General features: G+C 60.4%; 20 protein-coding genes. 10 read left to right on the top strand and 10 right to left on the bottom strand.

Translation table 11 applies throughout. The annotated features are described in order from the left end of the window. Positions 1–62: 62 nt before the first annotated feature. A complete protein-coding gene (locus tag ACR0DJ_RS12490; RefSeq protein ID WP_480685181.1) occupies positions 63–2,345 on the bottom strand; it encodes an adenosylcobalamin-dependent ribonucleoside-diphosphate reductase in 2,283 nt (760 codons plus the stop codon). Between the two features lie 129 nt (positions 2,346–2,474). Here ACR0DJ_RS12490 and ACR0DJ_RS12485 point away from each other — a divergent pair, with 129 nt between their 5' ends. Then, positions 2,475–2,906, top strand: coding sequence for a DUF1489 family protein (locus ACR0DJ_RS12485; RefSeq protein WP_480685180.1), 432 nt, complete (start codon positions 2,475–2,477; stop codon positions 2,904–2,906). Here ACR0DJ_RS12485 and hisG read toward each other — a convergent pair whose 3' ends face one another. From hisG to hisS, 3 genes are read right to left on the bottom strand one after another with little or no spacing between them, the layout of a single operon-like run. After that, on the bottom strand, positions 2,907–3,596 hold the full coding sequence (gene hisG, locus ACR0DJ_RS12480; protein WP_480685179.1) for an ATP phosphoribosyltransferase: 690 nt from the start codon (positions 3,594–3,596) through the stop codon (positions 2,907–2,909). Next, the gene (locus tag ACR0DJ_RS12475; RefSeq protein WP_480685178.1) at positions 3,593–4,681 is read right to left on the bottom strand and encodes an ATP phosphoribosyltransferase regulatory subunit; all 1,089 of its coding nucleotides are present in this window, start codon (positions 4,679–4,681) and stop codon (positions 3,593–3,595) included. The genes hisG and ACR0DJ_RS12475 overlap by 4 nt, the downstream gene beginning before the upstream one ends. Positions 4,682–4,684: 3 nt before the next feature. After that, positions 4,685–6,172, bottom strand: a complete 1,488-nt coding sequence (hisS, locus tag ACR0DJ_RS12470; protein WP_425079108.1) for a histidine--tRNA ligase — start codon at positions 6,170–6,172, stop codon at positions 4,685–4,687. Between the two features lie 129 nt (positions 6,173–6,301). Between hisS and ACR0DJ_RS12465 the strand changes: the two genes are divergently transcribed. Further along, positions 6,302–6,496 (top strand): SlyX family protein, encoded by a 195-nt coding sequence (locus tag ACR0DJ_RS12465; RefSeq protein ID WP_170346895.1) that lies wholly within the window; start codon positions 6,302–6,304, stop codon positions 6,494–6,496. 4 nt (positions 6,497–6,500) lie between these two features. Here the strand turns inward: ACR0DJ_RS12465 and ACR0DJ_RS12460 are convergent, their stop codons facing one another. The 3 genes from ACR0DJ_RS12460 to dnaE all read right to left on the bottom strand — a co-directional run bounded on the left by ACR0DJ_RS12460 (position 6,501) and on the right by dnaE (position 10,693). Beyond that, positions 6,501–6,869 (bottom strand): hypothetical protein, encoded by a 369-nt coding sequence (locus ACR0DJ_RS12460; protein ID WP_480685176.1) that lies wholly within the window; start codon positions 6,867–6,869, stop codon positions 6,501–6,503. A 16-nt stretch (positions 6,870–6,885) separates the two neighbouring features. Beyond that, the gene (locus ACR0DJ_RS12455) at positions 6,886–7,104 is read right to left on the bottom strand and encodes a hypothetical protein (protein WP_257601232.1); all 219 of its coding nucleotides are present in this window, start codon (positions 7,102–7,104) and stop codon (positions 6,886–6,888) included. Between the two features lie 85 nt (positions 7,105–7,189). Further along, positions 7,190–10,693 carry a DNA polymerase III subunit alpha gene (dnaE, locus tag ACR0DJ_RS12450; protein ID WP_480685175.1) on the bottom strand — a complete coding sequence of 1,168 codons (3,504 nt, stop codon included), beginning with the start codon at positions 10,691–10,693 and terminating at the stop codon, positions 7,190–7,192. Positions 10,694–11,037: 344 nt separating this feature from the next. Between dnaE and xdhA the strand changes: the two genes are divergently transcribed. The 7 genes from xdhA (at position 11,038) to ACR0DJ_RS12415 (ending at position 20,422) form a co-directional block, all read left to right on the top strand. After that, the gene (gene xdhA / locus ACR0DJ_RS12445) at positions 11,038–12,399 is read left to right on the top strand and encodes a xanthine dehydrogenase small subunit (RefSeq protein WP_480685173.1); all 1,362 of its coding nucleotides are present in this window, start codon (positions 11,038–11,040) and stop codon (positions 12,397–12,399) included. Next, positions 12,396–14,798 (top strand): xanthine dehydrogenase molybdopterin binding subunit, encoded by a 2,403-nt coding sequence (gene xdhB / locus ACR0DJ_RS12440; protein WP_480685172.1) that lies wholly within the window; start codon positions 12,396–12,398, stop codon positions 14,796–14,798. The genes xdhA and xdhB overlap by 4 nt, the downstream gene beginning before the upstream one ends. Then, a complete protein-coding gene (gene xdhC / locus ACR0DJ_RS12435; RefSeq protein WP_480685171.1) occupies positions 14,798–15,733 on the top strand; it encodes a xanthine dehydrogenase accessory protein XdhC in 936 nt (311 codons plus the stop codon). Before xdhB ends, xdhC begins: the two co-directional genes overlap by 1 nt. Beyond that, a complete protein-coding gene (locus ACR0DJ_RS12430) occupies positions 15,730–17,247 on the top strand; it encodes an ABC transporter ATP-binding protein (RefSeq protein WP_480685169.1) in 1,518 nt (505 codons plus the stop codon). The genes xdhC and ACR0DJ_RS12430 overlap by 4 nt, the downstream gene beginning before the upstream one ends. Positions 17,248–17,310: 63 nt before the next feature. Then, entirely contained in the window at positions 17,311–18,393 is a 1,083-nt protein-coding gene (locus tag ACR0DJ_RS12425) for an ABC transporter permease (protein ID WP_170346887.1), read from the top strand. 3 nt (positions 18,394–18,396) lie between these two features. Further along, the gene (locus ACR0DJ_RS12420) at positions 18,397–19,317 is read left to right on the top strand and encodes an ABC transporter permease (RefSeq protein ID WP_257601226.1); all 921 of its coding nucleotides are present in this window, start codon (positions 18,397–18,399) and stop codon (positions 19,315–19,317) included. A gap of 31 nt (positions 19,318–19,348) precedes the next feature. After that, on the top strand, positions 19,349–20,422 hold the full coding sequence (locus ACR0DJ_RS12415) for a BMP family ABC transporter substrate-binding protein (RefSeq protein ID WP_480685167.1): 1,074 nt from the start codon (positions 19,349–19,351) through the stop codon (positions 20,420–20,422). Between the two features lie 117 nt (positions 20,423–20,539). Here ACR0DJ_RS12415 and ACR0DJ_RS12410 read toward each other — a convergent pair whose 3' ends face one another. From ACR0DJ_RS12410 to ACR0DJ_RS12400, 3 genes are read right to left on the bottom strand one after another with little or no spacing between them, the layout of a single operon-like run. Next, positions 20,540–21,337, bottom strand: coding sequence for a metal ABC transporter permease (locus ACR0DJ_RS12410; protein WP_170346929.1), 798 nt, complete (start codon positions 21,335–21,337; stop codon positions 20,540–20,542). Beyond that, positions 21,337–22,077 (bottom strand): metal ABC transporter ATP-binding protein, encoded by a 741-nt coding sequence (locus ACR0DJ_RS12405; protein WP_170346884.1) that lies wholly within the window; start codon positions 22,075–22,077, stop codon positions 21,337–21,339. Before ACR0DJ_RS12405 ends, ACR0DJ_RS12410 begins: the two co-directional genes overlap by 1 nt. 2 nt (positions 22,078–22,079) lie before the next feature. Then, on the bottom strand, positions 22,080–22,592 hold the full coding sequence (locus ACR0DJ_RS12400) for a Fur family transcriptional regulator (protein WP_170346883.1): 513 nt from the start codon (positions 22,590–22,592) through the stop codon (positions 22,080–22,082). A gap of 57 nt (positions 22,593–22,649) precedes the next feature. Between ACR0DJ_RS12400 and ACR0DJ_RS12395 the strand changes: the two genes are divergently transcribed. Beyond that, positions 22,650–23,729 carry a zinc ABC transporter substrate-binding protein gene (locus tag ACR0DJ_RS12395; protein WP_480685165.1) on the top strand — a complete coding sequence of 360 codons (1,080 nt, stop codon included), beginning with the start codon at positions 22,650–22,652 and terminating at the stop codon, positions 23,727–23,729. The last annotated feature ends 158 nt before the right edge of the window (positions 23,730–23,887 follow it).

Here is a 23,887-nt window from a genome sequence, read left to right as displayed (position 1 = left end):
TATTGAAACGTTTAGGTCATCTCGCGTGACACGCCACACCACACAAGCCCCCACCCCGCGCCTCAGCCACATTTCGAGTGTCCACAACTGCGGCAGGTCATGCAGCCCTCAATCATCACCATATCGTATTGGCCGCAAGACGGGCAGGCCTTGCCGCGTGGGGCATCCATGTTGACCACCTGCGCCTGCGGGTCGGATTTCAGTCCCATCCCTTCCCCCTCAAGGAACCCGATCGCGATCATGTGCTGCTCGATCACGCCGCCGATGGCCGCCAGGATCGAGGGGATGTACTTACCCTGCACCCAGGCCCCGCCGCGCGGGTCGAACACGGCCTTCAGTTCCTCGACCACGAAAGACACGTCCCCGCCCCGCCGGAACACGGCCGAGATCATGCGGGTCAGGGCCAGCGTCCAGGCGTAGTGCTCCATGTTCTTGGAGTTGATGAACACCTCGAACGGACGCCGCCGACCCCCGATGATGATGTCGTTGATGGTCAGGTAGATCGCGTGCTCGCTGTCGGGCCATTTCAGCTTGTAGGTCAACCCTTCCAGCGACTGCGGGCGGTCCAGCGGTTCGGACATGTAGATGACGTCGCCACCGTCCACCTCGTGCGGGGCATCCGCGCTTTCACCCGGCACCTTGTCGTCGCTTTCCGAAACGGTCAGCACCGAACCCGTCACGTCGTTCGGTCGATAGGTGGTGCAGCCCTTGCAGCCCAGGTCCCAGGCCTGCATGTACACGTCCTTGAACTCGTCGAACGAGATATCCTCGGGGCAGTTGATGGTTTTCGAGATCGAACTGTCGATCCACTTCTGCGCCGCTGCCTGCATCTTGACATGCTCGGCCGGGGTCAGCGTCTGGGCGTTCACGAAATAGTCGGGCAGTTCGACGTCGCCAAACTTGTCACGCCACATCTGAACGGCATAGTCCACCACCTCTTCCTCGGTCCGCGAGCCGTCTTTCTGCAAAACCTTGCGCGTATAGGCATAGGCAAAGACCGGCTCGATCCCCGACGACACGTTGCCCGCGTACAGAGAGATCGTCCCAGTGGGCGCGATCGAGGTCAGCAGCGCATTGCGGATCCCGTGCTCGCGGATGGCCTCGCGTACATCGTCATCCATCTGCTGCATCGTGCCGCTGGCCAGGTATTTCTCGGCATCGAACAGGGGAAACGCCCCTTTTTCCTTGGCCAAGTCGACCGACGCCAGATACGCGGCGCGGGCGATCGCGTGCAACCAGCGCTCGGTCTGACGCGCCGCCTCGTCGGACCCATAACGCAGGCCCAGCATCAGCAGCGCATCCGCCAATCCAGTCACACCCAATCCTATACGGCGTTTATCCTGCGCTTCAGCCTCTTGTTCGGCCAGTGGGAATTTTGACACATCAACGACATTGTCCATCATCCGGACAGCCGTGGCGACAAGTTCTTGAAGGGCCGCGTCATTCAAACGGGCGTTTGCCTCAAACGGTTCAGACACCAGCCGCGCCAGGTTGATTGAACCCAACAGGCAGGCCCCGTAAGGCGGCAACGGCTGTTCGCCACACGGGTTCGTGGCCGCGATGGTTTCAACGTAGCTGAGGTTGTTGGCCTGATTGATCCGGTCGATGAAGATCACGCCCGGCTCGGCATAGTCATAGGTGGCCTGCATGATCTTGTTCCACAGATCACGCGCCTGAACCGTGTGATAGACTTTGTCACCAAACACCAGTTCCCACGGTCCATCAGCCTTGACCGCCTCCATGAACGGATCGGTCACCAGAACCGACATGTTGAACATGCGCAGTCGGGCCGGGTCGGATTTGGCGGTGATGAACTGTTCGATATCCGGGTGGTCACAGCGCATAGTCGCCATCATCGCACCCCGGCGCGAACCGGCGGACATGATCGTGCGGCACATGGCGTCCCATACATCCATGAAGCTCAGCGGCCCCGAGGCATCCGCCGCGACGCCTTTCACGTCAGCGCCACGCGGGCGGATGGTCGAGAAATCATAGCCGATCCCCCCGCCCTGCTGCATGGTCAGCGCGGCCTCTTTCAGCATGTCGAAAATTCCGCCCATGCTGTCAGGGATCGTTCCCATGACAAAACAGTTGAACAGGGTCACCTGACGCGCGGTGCCGGCACCTGCTGTGATGCGCCCGGCAGGCAGGTATTTGAAATCCTCCAGCGCCTCATAGAATTTTTCTTCCCAGTGCCCCGGGTCGTTTTCCACCCGCGCAAGATCGCGGGCAATGCGCCGCCAACTGTCTTCAACCGTTTGATCGATGGGGGTGCCATCCGCCTGTTTAAAGCGGTACTTCATATCCCAGATCTGCTCGGCAATGGGGGCGGCAAAGCGGCTCATTGGTGATTCCCTGTGCTGAAAGAGGTATCCAGACTAACTCAAATCACATACGCACCACAACACCTTGATGACATCTGGAACCAAGCTACAATATAAAGATCATCCTCGGGACGACTCTGTGGGAAAGCTGTGGATAATTACGTAAACCTCATAAAACTCTCCGTCGGGTCGGAAAGCGTCGACTCGCTGATGGCCTGGCAGGACAGCTATCGCCAGCGTTTCGCCGATGGCCTTCCACGCCACGTCACCCGCATGTGGCCCAAACGCGAAGCCGAAATTCTGAACGGCGGATCGATCTACTGGGTCATCAAGGGCGTAATCCAGTGTCGCCAGCGGATCCTGCGGCTGGATGAAGTGATCGGAGACGATGGTATCCGCCGCTGTGCCATTGTGCTGGACCCCAAGCTGCACCGCACCCAGAACGCCCTGAAACGCCCGTTTCAGGGATGGCGTTATCTCAAGCCAGAAGATACTCCTGCCGATTTGCCCAAAAACCGCGAGCAGGACGATGCCCTGCCCGACGATCTGAACCGCGCCCTGGCAGAAATAGGCGTGCTGTAGTTACCGCAGCCGATCCAGCAATTCGGACAGAACCTCTTTTTCCGTCGGATCATATTTTGCAACGCGACTGCGCCACAACGTGGCCTGTGATTGCAGGATCAGACCGTCCGACAGGATCTTCAGATGGTTCGCGCGCAGGGTCTCTCCGGTCGAGGTGATGTCGGCAATGGCTTCGGCGGTTTCATTCATCACCGTGCCTTCAGTCGCGCCCTGACTGTCGACCAGCGTATAATCGGCCACGCCCGCTTCGGTCAGGAATTCCCGAACCAGACGGTGGTATTTTGTGGCGATCCGCAACCGGTGGCCGTATGTCTTGCGAAACGCAGCAGCTGCCGCGTCCAGGTCATCAAGCGTATCGACATCGACCCAACATGCCGGGATTGCGATGATCAGATCAGCTTTGCCGAAGCCAAGCTGCGAAACCTCTTCAACCTGCTGTTCCCAGCGCGGCAGTTTCTCGTGCACCAGATCGATCCCGGTGACGCCCAGATGAATCCGCCCCGCCGCCAGTTCACGCGGGATCTCCCCCGCCGACAGCAGGATCAGAGAGACACCGTCGATCCCTTCAACCTTGCCCGCATATTCCCGATCCGACCCGCTGCGTGACAAGGTGATGCCGCGTTTTTCGAACCACGAGAAGGTCTTTTCCATCAACCGGCCCTTCGAGGGCACACCCAGTTTCAGGCTCATACAGCGCCCTCCTCGATCTCGAGCATCAGGTCGGGGCGCAACACGCCACCAACAGCCGGGATTTCGTCCCCGTTGCCCAATTGGCGGGTCAGCGCGTCATAACGCCCGCCCGTGGCGATCGGAGGCAGGTCAGGCCGACCTTCCGCGTAAAACCCAAATACGAAACCATCGTAATATTCCATTGATGTCCGGCCGTAGGCGGCCTCGAAATCCAACCGATCCACATCGACGCCACGCGCTTGCAGCGCAGCCACGCGCGCTTCCAACCGGTCCAGTGCGGGCGTGATCTGCGGCAGATCCACCGCCACGTCGCGCAGCTGTTCCAGCGCAAATGGCATGGTCTCGCGCACATTCAGCAACGTTTCCAGCCCGGCCAGCTCATTGTCGGAAATCGGCGGCGTATCGCGGTCTTCGCGCAGGGCTTCGATGCGCGCCGCGATTTCGGCCTTGCGGCGCTTGCCGATCATAGGGGCATCAAAGGCCATCGGGTCGGCTGCGTCCAGCAGCGCGGCGCGCCCTTCCGAGGGCACCTTGCGACCTGCAAACCGATCCAGCAAGATACGGAATCGGCGCGGTCTCCACAGGTGTCGCATCAACGCAGCCTTGCGACGGTCGGTCGTGCGCAGCCCCTCGACAGCAGCGGTGAGGATACCGATATCCCCGGTCGCCGCGCGCAGGGGCAACCCACGCAACTGGAGCGCCATCAGCGAAAACACCTCGGCATCGGCCCCGGCGGGGTCTTCCCGGTCAAAGACCTCATAGCCCACCTGGATGTATTCATTGGCGCGGTCGGGGTCGTGCTCCTGACGGCGGAACACCTCGCCCGAATAGGTATAGCGCGCCGGTTCGGCCCCGTCGCGCATATGCATCTGCACCACCGGCAGGGTGAAATCCGGGCGCAGCATCTGTTCGCCGCGCAGCGCGTCCGAGGTGACATAGGCGCGCGCGCGGATATCCTCGCCATAAAGGTCCAGCAGCGTCTCGGCCGATTGCAGCAGCGGCGGGTCGACGACCTGCGCCCCGGCGGCCTCGAAGCGTACGCGCATCATCGCGGCCCGGGCCTGGATCTGGGATCGGTTGGGCATGGCTCAGTCCTGACTGTCCAGAATCTCGCGTACCTTGGCGACCAGATCGCCGCGCGGCACCTCGAACTGGCTGGGGCGTTCCTTCCATTCCTCGAGCGTGGCGCTTTCGGCAATCTTGGCCCCCAGGATCAGGTCCTTGATCTGCACGATACCTTTGGCCTTTTCGTCGCCGCCCTCGATCACTGCAATCGGAGAATTCCGCTTGTCCGCGTATTTTAGCTGATTGCCGAAATTCTTGGGGTTGCCCAGATAGACCTCGGCCCGGATGCCGGCATTGCGCAGTTCGGCCACCATCGCCTGATAATCGGCCATGCGGTCTCGATCCATGACGGTCACGACCACTGGACCCGTCGCCTGTGCGGTGACCCGGCCCTTTTCGCGGAGGGCGGCCAGCAGTCGGTCAACGCCGATGGAGATGCCAGTCGCAGGCACTTCCTGCCCGGTGAAGCGCTTGACCAGGTCGTCATAGCGCCCGCCGCCCGAGACCGAGCCGAACTGCCGCTTGCGGCCTTTCTCGTCAAAGATCTCAAAGGTCAGTTCGGCCTCATAGACCGGCCCGGTATAATAACCCAGACCGCGCACGACGGAAGGGTCGATCTGGATGCGATTGGCGCCATAGCCGCCTGCGGCCAGCAAATCGCCGATCTGTTCCAGTTCCGAGATGCCTTCGGCGCCGATCTTGCTGTCACCCACGGCCGCGCGCAGGTTGGCCAGCGTTCCGGCGGCGTCATCGGCCTTGGAGGTCAGGAAGGCGATCACCGGCTCGGCCTGATCGTCGGACAGGCCCACACCGTCGATGAACGCGCCCGAGGCATCCAGCCGGCCCTTGGTCAGCAACTCGCGCACGCCCTGCTCGCCCACCTTGTCGAATTTGTCGATGGTGCGCAGAACGTCATCTCGCGCCGCCGCGTCCGTGCCCAAACCCATGGCCTCGAGCACACCGTTGAGGACCTTGCGGTTGTTGACCCGCACCAGATAGTCGCCTCGCGGAATGCCCACGGTTTCCAGCGTATCCGACAGCATGGCGCAGATTTCGGCATCGGCGGCCATGCTGGCCGTCCCCACCGTATCCGCATCACACTGATAGAATTGGCGATACCGCCCCGGCCCCGGCTTTTCGTTGCGCCAGACCGGACCCATCGCATAACGGCGATAGGGCGTGGGCAGATCGTTGCGGTGCTGGGCATAGACCCGGGCCAAAGGTGCGGTCAGGTCATAGCGCAGGGCCATCCAGTCGCCATTGCCGCCGTCATCAAATTCCTGCCACGCAAAGACGCCTTCGTTCGGGCGATCGACGTCAGGCAGGAACTTGCCCAGCGCCTCGACGGTCTCGACCGCACTGCTTTCCAACGCGTCGAACCCGTAACGATGATACACGCCCGCAATCGTCCGCAGCATCTCGGTGCGCTGCGTGACTTCCTCACCGAAATAGTCGCGGAACCCTTTCGGCGTGACGGCCTTGGGGCGGGGCTGTTTCTTGGGCTTGGCCATGTGGGGCGTCCTTGGGAGAGTCCTTGTTCCGCGCGCGGTCTATCCCAAGGTCCGCATCGGGGCAAGGCGCGCTTTCTCTGGCCTTGGGCCGACTGTGTCGCTATGACCAGCGCAAGACAGGAGTCACTTATGCAGCATCTGGAAGAAGAGATCGCCCATCTGACCCGTACCGTGGACGAGCTGAACACGGTCGTCACCAGACAACAGACGGAAATCGACCGGCTGACCCAACGGGTTGAATTGCTGTTGCAGCGCGAAGCAGAACGGGCGCAGGAAGGATCCGGCGGCATAGTCCTTGGTGACGAACGGCCGCCTCACTACTGATACATTACAGACCCAGTGTCGATTTCACGGCATTGTCCACGACACCACCCAACAAGGCGTTTTCGTCCCCGGCACAGCCCTCTTTCAAAGCGGCCAAAAAAGTTTCGCGCAAAGCGGCCTTTTCCTCGTCCGAAGTCGCGTGGGCCTGGATATCGACCTGTCGGTTGTAAAGCGACAGGGCCGTCATCTTCCCGACCACGTCCAGAATGTACTCTTCGTTCCCGTCAGCCTCTTCGACGACAGAGGCGCAGGTGTGATACATCACCGGCAGCGCGTCCTGCATCATCTGTTCGGCTTCCTCGTCAGCAAAGGCCAATCCGGGGGCTGCGATCAGCAAGGCAGAGGCCGCTCGCTTCAGCGAATTCATACGCATCTTCCTTCTCCTCCACTCACTTGGAATTTGCGCCGATCAGCGCACCAGCCACTGCACCTGCGGCAGCACCCTTGCCGTCGCCGATCAGGGCACCGACACCTGCGCCGATCACAGCGCCTTTGATCGTGTTTTCCTTTTTCTTGTCATCCGCCAGCCCAGCTGAGGCCGAAACCAAGGCCAGCGATGCCGCTGTTACAAATACACTCTTTCTGAACTTGAGACCTGCTATTGCCATAACAACGCCCTCCCGTGGCATGACCTAATGACATCTCTGTCAGGTCAGCCTAGCGAGGCGCCAATCAACTGGCAACAAAGGGGCGTCATATCTCTTCGACGGTCATCACGCCTTCAAGGGATTTGATCGCGCCCTTGATCTGCGGGTTGATCGGGAACTCGCGCCCCAGATCCATTTCGACATCGCCGGGCAGGCTTGGGTCCAGCAACATGAACTGGATTGGCCCCCGTGCGGCCCCTTTCGCGGCAGAGGCGGCGTCTTCCAGCACCTTGGCGACCGTTGGCACAGCCTGCGCTTCGTCAACGTAAATTCGCAGCCCGGTTGCCCCGGCCTCGGCCACAAGGGAATCCGCAGGGCCAACCGAGCGGCCCAGCAGCTTGAGCTGATCGGCTTCCATCGTCGCCTCGGCAGTCAGGACAACCTGCGCGCCGGTTTCCAGAAACTCGCGACACTTCTCCAACGTGTCCGAAAACAGCGTGACCTCATAGGCGCCGGTGGGATCAGACAGCTGAGCGAAGGCAAAACGGTTGCCCTTGGCCGATTTCCGCTCCTGCCGACCGGCGACAACCCCGGCCATCTTCACTCCCATCATTCCCCTAGCTCGGACAGCATTAATCACTTCGTCCAGCGTCATAACGTCTTTGCGTTTCAGCGCGGGCATGTAATCGTCCAGCGGGTGCCCCGACAGGTAGAAACCGATGGCCTTGAATTCCTCGCTGAGGCGCTCGGCCGGCAGCCAGTCCGGCGTCGGCGACAGGCGCGGTTCGGGCAGGTCATCTCCGGCCTCGCCGAACAGAGACACCTGATTGGAGTTTTTCTGTTCATGGATCGCCGCCGAATACTGCACCAGGCGGTCAAGGCTTTCGAACACGCGGCGGCGGTTCTTGTCGAGCTCATCAAAGGCCCCGGCACGCGCCAGCATTTCCAGCGGACGTTTGCCGACTTTTTTCAGATCGACCCGGCGGGCGAAGTCAAAGAGGTTGACGAACGGCTTGTCTCCCCTGCCCTGCACCACCAGATTCATCGCCTCGACGCCGACATTTTTGAGCGCGCCCAGCGCATAGACCAGCTGACCATCCACCACGTCGAAGGTCGCCAGCGAGCGGTTCACGCAGGGCGGCACGTAAGGCAGGCCCAGCCCCTTGCGGACCTCTTCGAAATACACCGCCAGCTTGTCGGTCAGGTGGATGTCGCAGTTCATGACGCCGGCCATGAACTCGACCGGGTGGTTCGCCTTGAGCCATCCGGTCTGGTAGCTGACCACCGCATAGGCCGCCGCGTGGGATTTGTTGAAGCCGTAATTGGCGAATTTCTCCAGCAGGTCGAACACCTCGGAGGCCTTCTTGGCGTCCACCCCGTTCTTGGCCGCGCCGGCCTCGAATTTCGGGCGTTCGGCGTCCATCGCCTCTTTGATCTTCTTGCCCATCGCGCGGCGCAGCAGGTCGGCGCCGCCCAGGGAATAGCCCGCCATGACCTGCGCGATCTGCATCACCTGTTCCTGGTAGACGATGATGCCCTGCGTTTCTTCCAGGATATGGTCGATCAGCGGGTGGACCGAGGTGATCTCTCGCTGGCCGTTCTTGACCTCGCAATAGGTGGGGATGTTCTCCATCGGGCCGGGACGATACAGCGCCACAAGGGCCACGATGTCCTCGATGCAGGTGGGTTTCATGCGCTTGAGCGCATCCATCATGCCCGAGCTTTCAACCTGGAACACCGCCACGGTTTTGGCTGCTGAGTAAAGCTTATAGGTCGCCTCATCATCCAACGGGATGGCGTTGATCTGGTTTTCAGCCCCCTCGGCGGGCTCATAAAGCTCGGTGCCATCGGCGGCGATGTGCAAGGGACGTCCGGACTTGAAGATCAGGTCCATCGCGTTCTGGATCACGGTCAGGGTCTTCAGACCCAGAAAGTCGAACTTCACCAGCCCGGCCTGTTCCACCCATTTCATGTTGAACTGGGTCGCGGGCATGTCGGAACGCGGGTCCTGATAGATCGGCACCAGCGCATCCAGAGGCCGGTCGCCGATCACCACCCCCGCCGCGTGGGTCGAAGCATTCCGCAGCAACCCCTCGACCTGCTGGCCATAGGTCAGCAGGCGGTCGACCACTTCTTCCTCGCGCGCGGCCTCGCGCAGGCGGGGTTCGTCTTTCAGGGCCTTTTCGATCGAGACCGGCTTGACGCCTTCGACCGGGATCATCTTGGACAGGCGGTCCACCTGCCCATACGGCATTTGCAGCACCCGCCCGATGTCGCGCACGGCGGCCTTTGACAGCAAGGCCCCGAAGGTGATGATCTGCCCCACCTTGTCGCGCCCGTATTTCTGCTGCACATAGCGGATCACCTCTTCGCGGCGGTCCATGCAGAAGTCGATATCGAAGTCGGGCATCGACACCCGTTCGGGGTTCAGGAAGCGTTCGAACAGCAGGCTGTAGCGCAGCGGATCGAGGTCGGTGATCGTCAGCGCATAGGCCACCAGTGACCCCGCGCCCGAGCCCCGCCCCGGCCCGACCGGAATGTCGTGATCCTTGGCCCATTGGATGAAATCCGCGACGATCAGGAAGTAGCCGGGGAAACCCATGCTTTCGATGATGCCCAGTTCGAAATCCAGACGTTCCTGGTATTCCTCGGGCGTCACCGCATGCGGGATCACGGCCAGTCGTTTCTGCAAGCCCTCATTGGCGATGCGCCGCAGCTCGGCCACCTCGTCATCCGCGAATTTCGGCAGGATCGGGTCGCGCCGATAGGCCATGAACGCGCAGCGTCTGGCGATTTCGACGGTGTTTTCGATGGCCTCGGGCAAGTCCGCGAACAGGGTCGCCATCTCTTGTTGCGACTTGAAATAGTGCTGAGCCGTCAGGCGACGGCGACCTTCCTGCTGGTCGACATAGGCCCCTTCCGATATGCAGATCAGCGCGTCATGAGCTTCGTACATGTCCGGCGTCGGGAAATAGACGTCATTCGTGGCGACCAGCGGCAGGTTCTTGGCATAGCCCATCTCGACATGGCCACGTTCGGTCAGGCGTTCGGCCTCGGGCTGGCCATCCTCACCCGGATGACGCTGGAGCTCGATGTAAAACCGATCGGGGAACATTGCCGCCAACCGATCGACCAACGCGTCGGCCGCCGGGCGCTGACCCTGTTGCAGCAGCATCCCGACCGGGCCGTCTGGTCCACCGGACAGGCAGATCAACCCTTCGGATCGTTCAGCCAATTCTTCCAAAGTGACCTGAGGCAGTTGCCCGCCCTTGCCCACATAGAGGCAAGTGCTGAGCTTCATCAGGTTTTCGTACCCGGTCTCGGACTGCGCCAGCAGCACCAGAGGCGCGGGTGTCTTCGGCTTCTCGCCGGGCTGGGCCTGAACATAGGTCAGATCGACCTGGCACCCCATGATCGGCTGCACCCCGGCCCCGCTTGCGGTGACCGCGAATTCCAGCGCCGAAAACATCGAATTGGTATCCGTTACGGCAACGGCTGGCATCTCCATCTTCTCGCACAGGCCCGGCAGCTTTTTCAGCCGCACGGCGCCTTCCAGAAGGGAATATTCAGTGTGAACGCGGAGGTGGATGAATCGTGGAGAGCTGCTCATGACACCCAAGCTACCCCAGCCGGCTGCGCGACAAAAGGTGGAACCGCGCCACGTTTGCCGCAAAAAAAATCGCCATTGATTATTCGGCTTTTTCAGAAGGTGCTTCGGGATTGACTGGGCGCCGCAATTAAAAACTGCTTTATTTACAAGTGGCTGCCCATTAATCAGACAAGACGGCAACAGGCCGTATACGTCTAATGGTGTATAACAGAGGCGGTTTTTCTTGCCAGACAAGCCGCGCTGTTTCTAACATCTCATGGCAAGCAATTCGCCCGCCACTCTTTCTACGTCGCATCGAAGGAGGGCCGCAGGGGCGCAACTGGGTAAGGCGACGGGTTTCTCGAATGAACATCACGTTTCTTCTGAACGGAGAGACAGTGGAGTTGGCTGGTGTTGATCCGACAGCCACCCTGCTGGATTGGCTGCGCGAAGATCGCGGTCTGACCGGCACCAAAGAAGGCTGCAACGAAGGCGATTGCGGGGCTTGCACCGTGATGGTGACGGATGACCAAGGCGCCAAGGCCCTGAACTCGTGCATTCTGTTTCTGCCGCAATTGCATGGCAAGGCCGTCCGAACAGTTGAAGGCGCAAGTGGCCCGAATGGCGAAGCGCACCCGGTCCAGCAGGCAATGGTCGATCTGCACGGCTCGCAATGCGGCTTCTGCACACCCGGGTTCGTCATGTCGATGGTCGCCGGGCACACGAATGGTGCAACGGACCATGACACTTTGCTTGCAGGCAACCTTTGCCGCTGCACCGGCTATGCGCCGATCATTCGCGCGGCGAAAGCGGCCGAGGAACAGCCCGTTCCGGTTTGGGTCAAAGATAGCCTACCTGCAACGATTGCCGCTTCGCGCATGCTGCCAACCTCATCCGACGAATTGGCCGCCGTGTATGCCGAGAACCCGAATGCGACTCTGGTCGCTGGTGCGACCGATGTGGGCCTTTGGGTCACCAAGCAACTGCGCGAACTGGACCCGGTGATCTTCCTCAACCGATGTGACGATCTGAAAGAGATCACGATCACCGACGATGAAGTCCGCTTTGGTGCCATGGTCGACATGAATCGCATGGCAGATGCATTGGTCGATCTGCATCCCTCCTATGCCGAGATGATCCGACGCTATGCGAGCGTTCAGGTTCGCCATGCGGCCACGGTCGGAGGCAATATCGCCAACGGCTCGCCCATCGGGGACAACCCGCCCGCGCTGATCGCATTGAACGCGACACTGCACCTGCGCAAGGGCAACGATCGGCGGTCGATCCCGCTGGAAGAGTTCTTCATCGACTACGGCAAACAGGATCGGGTTCCGGGCGAGTTTGTCGAAGCCGTCAGCTTCCCGCGCCAACCAGATCGCCTGAAGGTTTACAAGCTCAGCAAACGGTTCGATCAGGATATCTCGGCCGTCTGCGGCTGTTTCAACATAACCGTTTCGGAGGGCAGCGTCACACAGGCGCGCATCGCGTTTGGTGGCATGGCCGGTACTCCGAAACGGGCAACCCATGTCGAGGCCGCTTTGATCGGCAAACCGTGGACTCGCGCGACCGTTGACGCCGCGCTGCCTTCCTTTGCCGACGACTTTTCGCCACTCACGGATATGCGCGCCTCGGCCCTGTATCGACTGGAAACCGCCAAGGCGATGCTGCAACGGTATTTGCTGGAAGATCAGGGTGAGATCACCAATGTGCTGGAGGTGTCGGCATGAGTGTGACGCAAGCCCTGCCCCACGACGCCGCCCCATTGCACGTTTCGGGCGCGGCGCGGTACGTGGATGACATCCCGACACCCAAGGGCACGCTGCATCTGGCCTTTGGCCTGAGCCCGATCGCCAGGGGCAAGATCACCGCAATGGATCTGTCGGCTGTCAAAGACGCCGAGGGTGTCGTGATGGTCATGACGGCACAGGATCTGCCATTTGCCAACGATGTCTCGCCCTCGATCCACGATGAGCCGCTGCTGTCGGACGGCTCGGTGCACTATATCGGTCAGCCCGTGTTCCTGGTCGTTGCCACCAGCCATTTGGCCGCCCGCAAAGCGGCGCGATTGGGTAAGGTCGACTACGCCGAAGACGTGCCGATCCTGACGATCGAAGAGGCGCTGGCCGCCGACAGCCGGTTTGAAGACGGTCCACGCATCTATGCCAAGGGCGATGCGGATGCGGCCATTGCCAATGCACCGCATGTGATCGAAGGTTCGTTTGAACTGGGCGGGCAGGAGCATTTCTATCTGGAAGGTCAGGCCGCGCTGGCCGTGCCGAATGAGGGCGCGGATATGCTGGTGCACAGCTCGACCCAGCACCCGACCGAGATTCAGCACAAAGTGGCCGACGCTCTGGGCGTTCCTATGCACGCCGTCCGGGTCGAGACCCGCCGCATGGGCGGAGGATTTGGCGGCAAGGAAAGCCAGGGCAATGCGCTGGCCGTGGCCTGCGCGGTGGCCGCGCGGGCAACCGGCAAGGCGTGCAAGATGCGCTATGACCGCGACGATGACATGATCATCACCGGCAAGCGCCACGCTTTCCGCATTTCGTACAAGGCCGGGTTCGATGAGCATGGCCATATACAGGGCGTCTCACTCCACCACTATGCGATCTGCGGCTGGGCGCAGGACCTGTCGTTGCCCGTGGCGGACCGGGCGATGCTGCACTCGGACAACGCCTACCTTTTGCCGAACGCCCGGATCGAAAGCCACCGGTTGAAGACCAACACCCAATCTGCCACGGCCTATCGCGGGTTCGGCGGCCCCCAGGGCATGGTCGGCATTGAACGGGTCATGGACCATGCCGCGCATGCCCTGGGTTTGGATCCCGTTGAGCTGCGCCGCCGGAATTACTATGCACCCGCGCACGCCGTGGCCGAGAGCACACCGACAGAAAAACCACTGGGGCATCCCGATCCGCACGAAGACCTGACCAGCCGCGGCGCCGTTGAAATGGGCGACGCACCGGTGCGTCCCCTGCCCGCCGGCGGCAACACCACACCCTATGGGATGGAGGTCAGCGATTTCGAACTGCACGGCATGACCGAGGCGTTGCTGAAATCCAGCGACTATGCCGCGCGCAAGGCGGCCATCGCGCAATGGAACGCCGAAAACAGCGTAATCAAAAAGGGCATCGCCTTTTCCCCGGTCAAGTTTGGTATCTCGTTCACGCTGACTCACCTGAATCAGGCGGGTGCGCTGGTGCATGTCTATCAGGACGGATCAGTCCACCTGAACCATGGTGGTACCGAGATGGGCCAGGGCCTGTTCCAGAAGGTCGCTCAGGTCGCCGCGTCGCGCTTTGGCATACCGCTGGAGATGGTGAAAATCACCGCAACCGACACGGCGAAAGTACCAAACACGTCTGCGACGGCGGCATCTTCGGGAAGTGACCTGAACGGTATGGCGGTGAAGGCCGCTTGCGACACGATCCGTGATCGGATGGCCGTCTATCTTGCAGAGCGTTATCAGGCCGATCCATCGACGGTCACGTTCACGGATGGGTATGTCTCGGTCTCAGAAGAACGCTACACCTTCGCCGAAGCCGCCGCACTGGCCTATCAAGGGCGCGTCAGTCTGTCGGCCACGGGCTTCTACAAAACACCCAAGATCGAATGGGACCGGATCGCCGGGCGCGGTCGCCCCTTCTTCTACTTTGCCTACGGCGCTTCCGTTACCGAGGTGGCGGTGGACACTCTGACCGGTGAAAACCGCATTCTGCGAACGGATATCCTGCATGATGCGGGCGCGTCGCTGAACCCGGCGCTGGACATAGGTCAGGTCGAAGGCGGTTATGTGCAGGGCGCGGGGTGGCTGACGACCGAGGAACTCGTGTGGGACGGCAAAGGAAACCTGCGCACGCACGCGCCCTCGACCTACAAGATCCCGGCCTGCTCGGACCGGCCGGACATCTTCAACGTCACGCTTTGGGATGGCGAAAACCGCGAGGACACGATCTATCGCTCGAAAGCTGTGGGCGAGCCGCCTTTCATGCTTGGTATTTCCGCATGGCTGGCGCTGTCGAACGCAGTTGCCGCCTGCGGAGACAAGTACCCGGCCCTGAACGCTCCGGCCACGGCCGAAGAGGTTTGGCACGGGGTCCAGAGGATGAAGGGAGGCATCTGATGGGATTTGACCTTGAGGCTTTGAGGGAGGCGGTCAAAACCCACGGGAAAGTGGTTCGGGTTGTCATCGCCGGGATCAAAGGGTCGTCCCCGCGCGGGGTGGGTGCTGCAATGCTGGTCTGGAAAGACGGGCAAAGCGGAACCATCGGCGGTGGAACGCTGGAATACCAGGCCGCAGAGGCCGCACGAACGCAAACAGTGGCCACGCGCCTGACGCATCACACGCTGGGACCGGACATGGGGCAATGTTGCGGCGGAGCAGTCTCTTTGTTCAGCGAGGTCTATGATCTCAAGACGGTTGAAACGCTGGATGATACGATCATTGCACGATCAGCTTCGGGGGGCGCCATGCCTCTTTCCGTCAAGCGAATGCTGGCGGCGGCACGCAGTCAGGGCATTGCACCCGAACCGCGCCTGATCGACGGCTGGATGATCGAACCGGTGCATAAACCGGCGCGAAACCTGTGGATCTGGGGCGCAGGTCACGTCGGGCGGGCGCTGGTGGATGTTCTGTCCCCCCTGCCCGATCTTGCGATCACTTGGGTCGATACCGGCCCCGAGCGCTTTCCCGACGTGATTCCCCAAGGCGTGACCGATCTGCCAGCGACGAAACCGGCCGACCTTGTGCGACATGCACCGGCCAATGCCGAGCACCTTGTGCTGACTTATTCACACAATCTGGATCTGGAACTGTGCAACAGGCTGCTTTTGCACGATTTCCGCTTTGCGGGACTGATTGGCTCGGCTACCAAATGGGCGCGGTTCCGATCGCGGCTGGCGGCCCTTGGGCATCCGCCCGACCGGATAAGCCGGATAACCTGCCCGATTGGTGACTCGTCGCTGGGCAAACACCCGCAGATGATCGCCGTGGGCGTCGCAGCGCAACTGCTGCGTCCGGCCCGGCAGAACGAGTTGAAGAAGGACCTGAGCGCGTGACCACTCCATTGCTGAGCCTGCAAGGGTTGACCAAAGCCTATCCCGGTGTCGTGGCCAATGATCAGGTGTCCTTTGACATCGGTGAGGGCGAAGTTCACGCCTTGTTGGGGGAAAACGGGGCCGGGAAATCCACGCTGGTCAAGATGATCTATGGGCTGGTGAAACCTGACAGTGGCACCATGCTGTTGCGCGGTCAGCCTTTTGCGCCGCCTGAACCCCGCGCCGCGCGGGCTGACGGAATTGCGATGGTGTTTCAGCATTTTTCGCTGTTTGACGCCCTGAACGTGGCCGAAAACATCGCCTTGGGGATGGAAAACCCGCCCGCCATGGGTGATCTGGCCTCGCGCATCCGCGAAGTGTCCGAAACCTACGGCCTGCCGTTGGATCCGTTCCGCACTGTGGGCGATCTGTCCGCCGGCGAACGCCAGCGTGTCGAAATTATCCGTTGCCTGCTGCAAGACCCGAAACTGCTGATCATGGACGAACCGACCTCGGTACTGACCCCGCAGGAGGTCGAGATCCTGTTCGAAACGCTGAACAAGTTGCGGTCCGAGGGTACGTCGATCCTGTATATCTCGCACAAGCTGGAAGAGATTCGGACCCTGTGTGACCACGCCACGATCCTGCGGCTTGGGAAAAATGTCGGCGAGTGCGTCCCCTCTGAGACCTCGGCCCGCGACATGGCCGAACTGATGGTGGGAACGGCCCTGCAAACCCCGAAACGTTCCGGGCGTGATTTTGGCGCAGTTGCGCTGGATGTCAGCGGGCTGTCGGTGCCTTCTCCGTCAGAATTTGGAACTGCCTTGCGCAACGTGCATTTGACCGTCCGCAAGGGCGAGGTTCTGGGCATTGGTGGTGTTGCGGGCAACGGGCAGGATGAATTGCTGGGCGTTTTATCTGGTGAAATCTTGACGACGGCCGATGCGATCAAATTCAACGGTCAGGCAATTGGTAAGCTGGGCCCGACTGCGCGACGCAAACTTGGCGTGTTGACCGCGCCCGAAGAACGGCTGGGCCATGCCGCTGCCCCGAACATGAGCCTGACCGAAAACGCCCTGTTGACCGGTTCGGTTCGAGAGGGTCTGGAAAGCAACGGCTTTCTGAAATGGACCGAGACCAGGAGCTTTGCGGAGAAGATCATCGAGGTTTTTGACGTCCGGACACCCGGCCCGGACAACGCGGCACGGTCTTTGTCCGGGGGGAACCTACAGAAATTCGTGATCGGACGCGAAGTGCTGCAAAACCCGGATGTGTTGGTGGTGAACCAGCCAACCTGGGGCGTGGATGCCGCAGCGGCCGCGTCGATCCGGCAGGCAATCCTCGACCTGGCGGCAAAAGGAACGGCGGTTGTCTGCATCTCTCAGGATCTGGATGAGTTGATGGAAATCTCGGACAGCTTTGCTGCGCTGAACGAGGGCCGCCTGAGCGCGCCACGCCCGACGACCGGACTGACAGTGGACGAGATCGGGCTGATGATGGGCGGTGCCCACGGAATGGAGGTGGCGCATGTGTGATCTGTTGGGCCGCCTTCGGCGAGAGTATTTGAAAAAAGATGAAGAAGTCAGGGGAACGAGCTGATGATTGTGCTGGAGAAACGTCCTCAGCCTTCCAGGGTCTGGTCTTATGCGACGCCGTTGGTTGCAGTTTTGGCGACGATGTTTTTTGGTGGTTTGTTGTTCGCCATACTGGGCAAGAATCCGGTCGAGGCCATCGGCACCATCTTCTGGGAACCTCTTTTTGGTGAATTCGCCTTTTATTACCGCCCGCAGCTGCTGGTGAAAGGCGCGCCGCTGGTGCTGATCGCCATCGGCCTTTCGTTGGGGTTTCGGGCAGGCATCTGGAATATCGGGGCCGAGGGCCAGTATATCATGGGCGCCATTTTCGGTGCGGGTGCCGGGCTGGCATTCTACCCGCTTGAGGCATGGTACATATTCCCGATCATGGTCATCGCCGGTGCCTTCGGTGGCTGGCTGTGGGCAATGATCCCGGCTGTTCTGAAAGTACGCTTCGGCACCAACGAAATCCTCGTGTCGCTGATGCTGGTTTACGTGGCCGAGCAGATGCTGGCCTCGGTTTCGCTGGGGTTGCTGAAAAACCCCGAGGGGTTCGGCTTTCCGGGATCGCGCAACCTGCAATCTTATGAAAGTGCTCACAATGCTGAATTGATCATCGGTTCCGGGATGCACTGGGGTGTGGTCGCGGCTTTCATCGCGGTGATTTTTGCCTATGTGCTGCTCAATCGTCACATGTTGGGCTTCCACATTCGTTTGACGGGTGAAGCACCCCGTGCGGCCAAGTTTGCGGGTGTAAACCCCGCCCGCCTGATCCTGTTCTGTCTTGGGATGTCCGGCGCTCTGGCCGGTCTGGCCGGGATGTTCGAAGTATCCGGGCCTTCGGGTCAGGTCAGCATTGATTTCAACGTCGGCTATGGTTTCACAGCAATCATCGTGGCCTTTCTGGGCCGCCTGCACCCGGTAGGCATACTTCTTGCCGGGTTTCTGATGGCGCTCACCTATATCGGCGGTGAAATCGCGCAGTCTCAGCTGGGCCTGCCAGCCGCTGCCATTCAGGTGTTCCAGGGCATGCTTCTGTTCTTCCTGCTGGCCTTAGACCTGTTGACCAACTACCGCATCCGTGCGGCCCGAAAAGAGGTGGCGTGACTCATGGATCTTGGCCAAATCAACCCCGTACTTCTGGTCGCCTCACTGATGGTGGCCGCAACGCCCCTGCTGCTTGCAGCAATCGGAGAGCTGGTCGTCGAAAAGTCAGGTGTTCTGAACCTAGGCGTCGAAGGCATGATGATCGTGGGTGCGATCAGCGGCTTTGCCATCTCGGTCGAGACCGGCTCGCCCTGGCTGGGCTTTGTCGCTGCCGCCATCGGCGGCGCTGTTCTTTCGCTGCTGTTCGTCTTGCTGACGCAGTTTGCATTGGCCAATCAGGTGGCCAGCGGTCTGGCTCTGACCCTGTTCGGCCTTGGGTTCAGTGCACTGATCGGGCAGAGCTATGTGGGGATCAAACCCCCCAGTATGGGCGACATCCATATTCCGCTGATCAGCGATATCCCGGTTGTCGGCCCGATCCTGTTCCAACATGACCCGATCCTGTACCTGGGCATCGCGATCACGGCGGCCGTCTGGGCGGTGCTGAAATACACGCGTGTTGGTCTGATCCTGCGGGCCGTCGGTGAAAACCACGATGCCGCGCATGCGCTTGGCTACAAGGTGATCAAGATCCGCATTCTGGCCATCATGTTCGGCGGCGCCTGCGCCGGTCTGGGCGGGGCTTATATCAGCCTGATCCGCGTGCCGCAGTGGACCGAGGGCATGACCGCCGGCGTCGGCTGGATCGCATTGGCCCTTGTTGTCTTTGCAAGCTGGAAACCGTGGCGGGTCCTGTTGGGTGCCTATTTGTTCGGCGGCATTACCGTGTTGCAGCTTAATTTGCAGGCGGCAGGCGTTGCCATTCCCGTCGAGTATCTGGCAATGTCGCCCTATATCATCACGATCCTTGTGCTTGTGATCCTTTCGGCCGACAAGAGCAGCGCGCCTGCTTCGCTGGGCCGGATATTCCATGCCTCACACTAGGGGCCAACAGTACCAATTTGGGGAGTAACACATGAAATTCACCGCACTTCTGACGAGCGCCGCCATGGCGCTGGGTCTGGCCTCGGGGGCCATGGCCGAAGACAAGACCAAAGTCGGTTTCGTCTATGTCGGCCCGGTCGGCGATGGCGGCTGGACCTATGAACATGACAAGGGCCGGCAGGCCGTTGAAAAAGAGTTCGGCGACAAGGTTGAAACCGTATTCGTTGAATCGGTTCCCGAAGGCCCGGACGCCGAGCGTGTGATGACGCAGATGGCGCTGGAAGGCGCGGATCTGATCTTTACCACTTCGTTCGGTTACATGGACCCGACCATCAACGTGGCCAAGAAATTCCCGAACGTGAAATTCGAGCATGCAACCGGCTATAAAACCGCCGACAACGTCTCGGTCTACTCGGCCCGCTTCTACGAAGGCCGCGCGGTTCAGGGCCACATCGCCGGTAAAATGACCAAGTCGAACATCATCGGCTATATCGGGTCCTACCCGATCCCCGAGGTGATCCGCGGCATCAACTCGGCCTATATGCACGCCAAGAAGGTGAACCCGGATGTCGAGTTCAAGATCGTCTGGGCCTACACGTGGTTCGACCCGGCGAAAGAAGCTGACGCCGCCACCGTTTTGATCGAACAGGGCGCGGACGTAATCCTGCAACACACCGACTCGACAGCACCGCAAGCAGCGGCGCAAGAGGCCGGCAACGTGATCACCTTCGGTCAGGCATCGGACATGAGCGAATACGCACCGCTCCCGCGTGTGTCATCGATCATCGACAACTGGGCCCCCTATTACATCGCGCGGACTAAAGCGGTAATGGACGGGACATGGACATCCTCCAACACCTGGGACGGTATCGGAGCAGGAATGGTTGAAATCGGCGAGATTTCGGACGCGGTTCCCGCAGATGTCAAAGAAGAGGCGCTGGCCCTGAAGGCGGCGCTTGCAGATGGCAGCTATCACGCGTTCACCGGTCCGCTGAAGAAGCAGGACGGAAGCGACTGGCTGGCTGAAGGCGAAACCGCTGACGATGGCACGCTGGCTGGCATGAACTTCTATGTTGAAGGGCTGGAAGGCGAGATTCCGCAGTAAGCTTTTTCATCAAGGAATGAATTAGGCCCGCACCTGGTCTGCGGGCCTTTTTTATGCGCACCGGCATCGGACAACATCTGGTTAGCGTGAATGACGTTCGCATACCGCCCGGGTCGATCAAGCCCTGCCCTGCGTTCGCCACCCCACCAGGCTGAGACAGGCAAACAAAACAGCGGCCACGCAGACTATCGAAGGCCCCGCCGGAGTATCGAACACATAAGCCGCTCTGAGCCCCGCAATCGCGGAAAACGCGCCTATTGCGGCCGCTATCAATGCCATTGATTCGGGCGATCGGGCCAGATTTCGTGCCGCCGCCGCGGGAATGATCAGCATCGCCGCAATCAGCAATACCCCCACGACCTTGATCGCAACAGCCACGGTTACCGCCAGAGACAGGGTCAGGATCAACTGTTCCCGTCTCGGGTCGAAACCACTGGCATAGGCCAGTTCCTCATTCAATGTGGCCGTCAAAAGCTGAGCCCATCGCCAGGCGATCAGCGCCACGACAAGCGCGGCGCCGCCCCAGATCACCAGCAGATCCGATCGGGAAACCGCAAGAATATCCCCGAACAGATACGCCATCAAATCTATGCGGACGCCGGACAAAAACGAGACAGCAACCAGACCGAAGGCCAAAGCGGAATGCGCCAGGACCCCCAGCAGCGTGTCCATCGCATAGCCACGACCGGCCAACAAGGTGACCGTCAGCGCCATAATCAGTGCAACGGCCAGCGCTCCGGTGAAGATCGACATCTGAAAGGTCAGCGACAGGGCCACGCCCAGAATTGCGGCATGTGCGGTTGCGTCACCGAAATACGCCATGCGGCGCCACACCACGAAACACCCAAGAGGAGCAGCCGCAAACGCAACACCGATACCTGCGAGCGTTGCCCGCATCATGAAATCGTCAAGCATCATTCCGCCGCTTCCTGAGGGTTTGCATCATGGTCGTGATTGTGATCATGCTCGTGCCGGTACAGGGCAAGCGCACCGCCTGTTCCCGTTCCGAACAAGGCCCGGTATTCGGGTGCCGAAGCGACCACCGCCGGCGATCCTTCACAGCAGACATGCCCGTTGAGACAAATCACCCTGTCCGAGGCGCTCATGACCACGTGCAATTCGTGACTGATCATCAGGATTGCACATCCGGTTTCGCGGCGTACGGCCTCGATTTGCTGGTAGAAACTCGCCGAACCGCGCTGGTCCAGCCCTTGGGTCGCCTCATCCAGCAGCAGAAGGTCAGGTTTGTTGATCAGCGCCCGCGCCAGCAACACACGCTGAAACTGACCGCCCGACAGTTGCGACATCTGACGTTTCAACAGATCCGGGACGCCCGCCGTTTCCAGCGCCTCGACGCATTGGCGACGTGAAACGCGATCCGTCAGGCGCATGAACCTCTCGACCGAGATTGGCAAGGTGGGATCCACATGCAGTTTCTGCGGCACATATCCGATCTTCAATCCGGGTTTCAGTGATACATGCCCGGCACATGGCCTGGTCGCGCCAATGATGGCGCGCAACAGGCTGGTTTTACCCGATCCGTTTGGCCCGACGATGGTGACGATCTCACCAGGTTCGACTGCCATATCCACATGGCTCAGAACAGTATTGGCGCCGTAGCGCACACTGAGATTCTCGACACAGACGAGCGTCATTTTCAGGCCTTTTCGGTGCAGTCGGGGCAAAGTCCCTCGGCTTCTACAACCGTTCGCTCGATCTCGAAACCCGCAGCGCGCGCGGCAGCACCAAGAACACCTTTAGCCGGCGCAGACTGCGCTTCGGCAACCGCATCGCACTTCCTGCAAATCATGAATGCCGGAGAATGCGACGCGCCGGGATGAGAACAGGCGACGAACGCATTCAGGCGCTCGATCTTGTGAACGAACCCGTTTTGAACAAGGAAATCAAGCGCCCGATAGGCGACCGGTGGTTGAGATCCGAACCCTTCCTCTCGCAATCGGTCAAGGATGGCATAGGCACCAAGGGCCCGATGCTCTTGCAGCAGCATTTCCAAGACCTTGCGGCGAACCGGCGTCAGGCGCAGCCCCTCGCCCTTGCACCGTGCCTCGGCGGATAACAACGCCGTTTTGACGCAAGTCTGGTGGTCATGTTCCTGAAACCCGACCGGGGCCGCCTCATCGACAGAGACAGGATTCGTATCACTTGTCATGTTATTTCATATCATGTATTGCCACTCGTAACGTTATAAAATCACACAGAGGGTCTGATGTCCAGAAAGCTTCTTCCAGTTTCGATCACGGTTGCATTGATGGGAGGAACCGCCATCGCGGACGTTCCGAACGTCGCGGTCGATATCGCGCCTATCCACTCGCTTGTTTCCCGGGTTATGGACGGCGTCGGAACACCGGCCCTGATCGTCGCACCAGGTGCCTCGCCTCATGAATACAACCTGCGCCCATCCGAGGCGGCCGCATTGCAGGATGCCGATCTGGTGTTCTGGGTGGGAGAAGACCTGACACCTTGGATGGAAAGCGCCATCGAAACCCTTGCCGACAGTGCGACGGTCACGTCCCTACTTGACGCCGATGGTACGGTTCTTCTGGAGTTCCGCGAAAGCGCCGTTTTCGAGGCACATGAACATGCCGGCGAAGAGGAACATGATCATGATGATGAGCACGTCGAAGACGACGGGCACGATCATGATGATCATGAACATGGTCACGACGATCATGCAAAGGATGATGATCACGACGACCACGCCAAGGATGATGACCACGATCACGAAGAACATGCCGTTCAAGAAAGGCATGATGAGCATCACGATCACGCGCATGGCGAGCACGATCCACATGCATGGCTTTCACCCGCAAATGCAGAAACCTGGCTGAACCTGATCGCCGCACAGCTGTCGTCTGCCGATCCGGACAATGCAGGTGCATATTTTGCCAATGCCGCGGCCGCGCGCGCGGAATTGGCCGCGCTGTCTGCACAAGTGGCCGAGACGCTTGGACCGGTTCGCGGAGGAAGCTTCGTCGTGTTCCACGACGCCTACCAGTATTTCGAGGATGCATTTGACTTTCCAGCCGCAGGTGCGATTTCCATCGCCGACGCCTCGGACCCGAGCCCGGCTCGTATCGCCGAGATTCAAAGCCGTATCCGCGAAGAAGGTATCAGCTGCGTTCTGGCCGAGCCACAGTTCAACCCCGGCATCGTCAAAACCGTGCTGGACGGGACCGAGGCCAAAACGGGCGTCATCGATCCGCTGGGCTCTGATCTGGAACCCGGAGCGGATCTCTACCCGCAAGTCATTCTCAACATGGCAAAAACTCTGGCCGAGTGTCTCTAGCCCCGTTGCAAACCCGGCTCGGGTTGAGAAACCGGCCGGGTTCAACCTTGCAGGAGACAGGGCGGATCAGCTCGCAGACCGAAATAACCAGCAGCTGCATCATGTCCGACGGCAATGTCAGGGAAACCTGACGTTGCCGCTTCTCTGACCCAGCGTGT

The organism is Ruegeria sp. BF10 (assembly GCF_056538725.1).
This window is presented reverse-complemented; position numbering and strand designations above follow the sequence as displayed.

Excerpts from the sequence above, each read along its gene's own strand:
- ACR0DJ_RS12490 (WP_480685181.1), bottom strand. The coding sequence starts at position 2,345 with ATGAGCCGCTTTGCCGCCCCCATTGCCGAGCAGATCTGGGATATGAAG.
- ACR0DJ_RS12405 (WP_170346884.1), bottom strand. The coding sequence starts at position 22,077 with ATGACGCTCGTCTGTGTCGAGAATCTCAGTGTGCGCTACGGCGCCAAT.
- xdhB (WP_480685172.1), top strand. The coding sequence starts at position 12,396 with ATGAGTGTGACGCAAGCCCTGCCCCACGACGCCGCCCCATTGCACGTT.
- ACR0DJ_RS12415 (WP_480685167.1), top strand. The coding sequence starts at position 19,349 with ATGAAATTCACCGCACTTCTGACGAGCGCCGCCATGGCGCTGGGTCTG.
- xdhA (WP_480685173.1), top strand. The coding sequence starts at position 11,038 with ATGAACATCACGTTTCTTCTGAACGGAGAGACAGTGGAGTTGGCTGGT.
- ACR0DJ_RS12465 (WP_170346895.1), top strand. The coding sequence starts at position 6,302 with ATGCAGCATCTGGAAGAAGAGATCGCCCATCTGACCCGTACCGTGGAC.
- ACR0DJ_RS12455 (WP_257601232.1), bottom strand. The coding sequence starts at position 7,104 with ATGGCAATAGCAGGTCTCAAGTTCAGAAAGAGTGTATTTGTAACAGCG.
- ACR0DJ_RS12400 (WP_170346883.1), bottom strand. The coding sequence starts at position 22,592 with ATGACAAGTGATACGAATCCTGTCTCTGTCGATGAGGCGGCCCCGGTC.
- ACR0DJ_RS12475 (WP_480685178.1), bottom strand. The coding sequence starts at position 4,681 with ATGCCCAACCGATCCCAGATCCAGGCCCGGGCCGCGATGATGCGCGTA.
- dnaE (WP_480685175.1), bottom strand. The coding sequence starts at position 10,693 with ATGAGCAGCTCTCCACGATTCATCCACCTCCGCGTTCACACTGAATAT.
- ACR0DJ_RS12395 (WP_480685165.1), top strand. The coding sequence starts at position 22,650 with ATGTCCAGAAAGCTTCTTCCAGTTTCGATCACGGTTGCATTGATGGGA.
- hisG (WP_480685179.1), bottom strand. The coding sequence starts at position 3,596 with ATGAGCCTGAAACTGGGTGTGCCCTCGAAGGGCCGGTTGATGGAAAAG.
- ACR0DJ_RS12410 (WP_170346929.1), bottom strand. The coding sequence starts at position 21,337 with ATGCTTGACGATTTCATGATGCGGGCAACGCTCGCAGGTATCGGTGTT.
- ACR0DJ_RS12460 (WP_480685176.1), bottom strand. The coding sequence starts at position 6,869 with ATGCGTATGAATTCGCTGAAGCGAGCGGCCTCTGCCTTGCTGATCGCA.
- xdhC (WP_480685171.1), top strand. The coding sequence starts at position 14,798 with ATGGGATTTGACCTTGAGGCTTTGAGGGAGGCGGTCAAAACCCACGGG.
- hisS (WP_425079108.1), bottom strand. The coding sequence starts at position 6,172 with ATGGCCAAGCCCAAGAAACAGCCCCGCCCCAAGGCCGTCACGCCGAAA.
- ACR0DJ_RS12420 (WP_257601226.1), top strand. The coding sequence starts at position 18,397 with ATGGATCTTGGCCAAATCAACCCCGTACTTCTGGTCGCCTCACTGATG.
- ACR0DJ_RS12425 (WP_170346887.1), top strand. The coding sequence starts at position 17,311 with ATGATTGTGCTGGAGAAACGTCCTCAGCCTTCCAGGGTCTGGTCTTAT.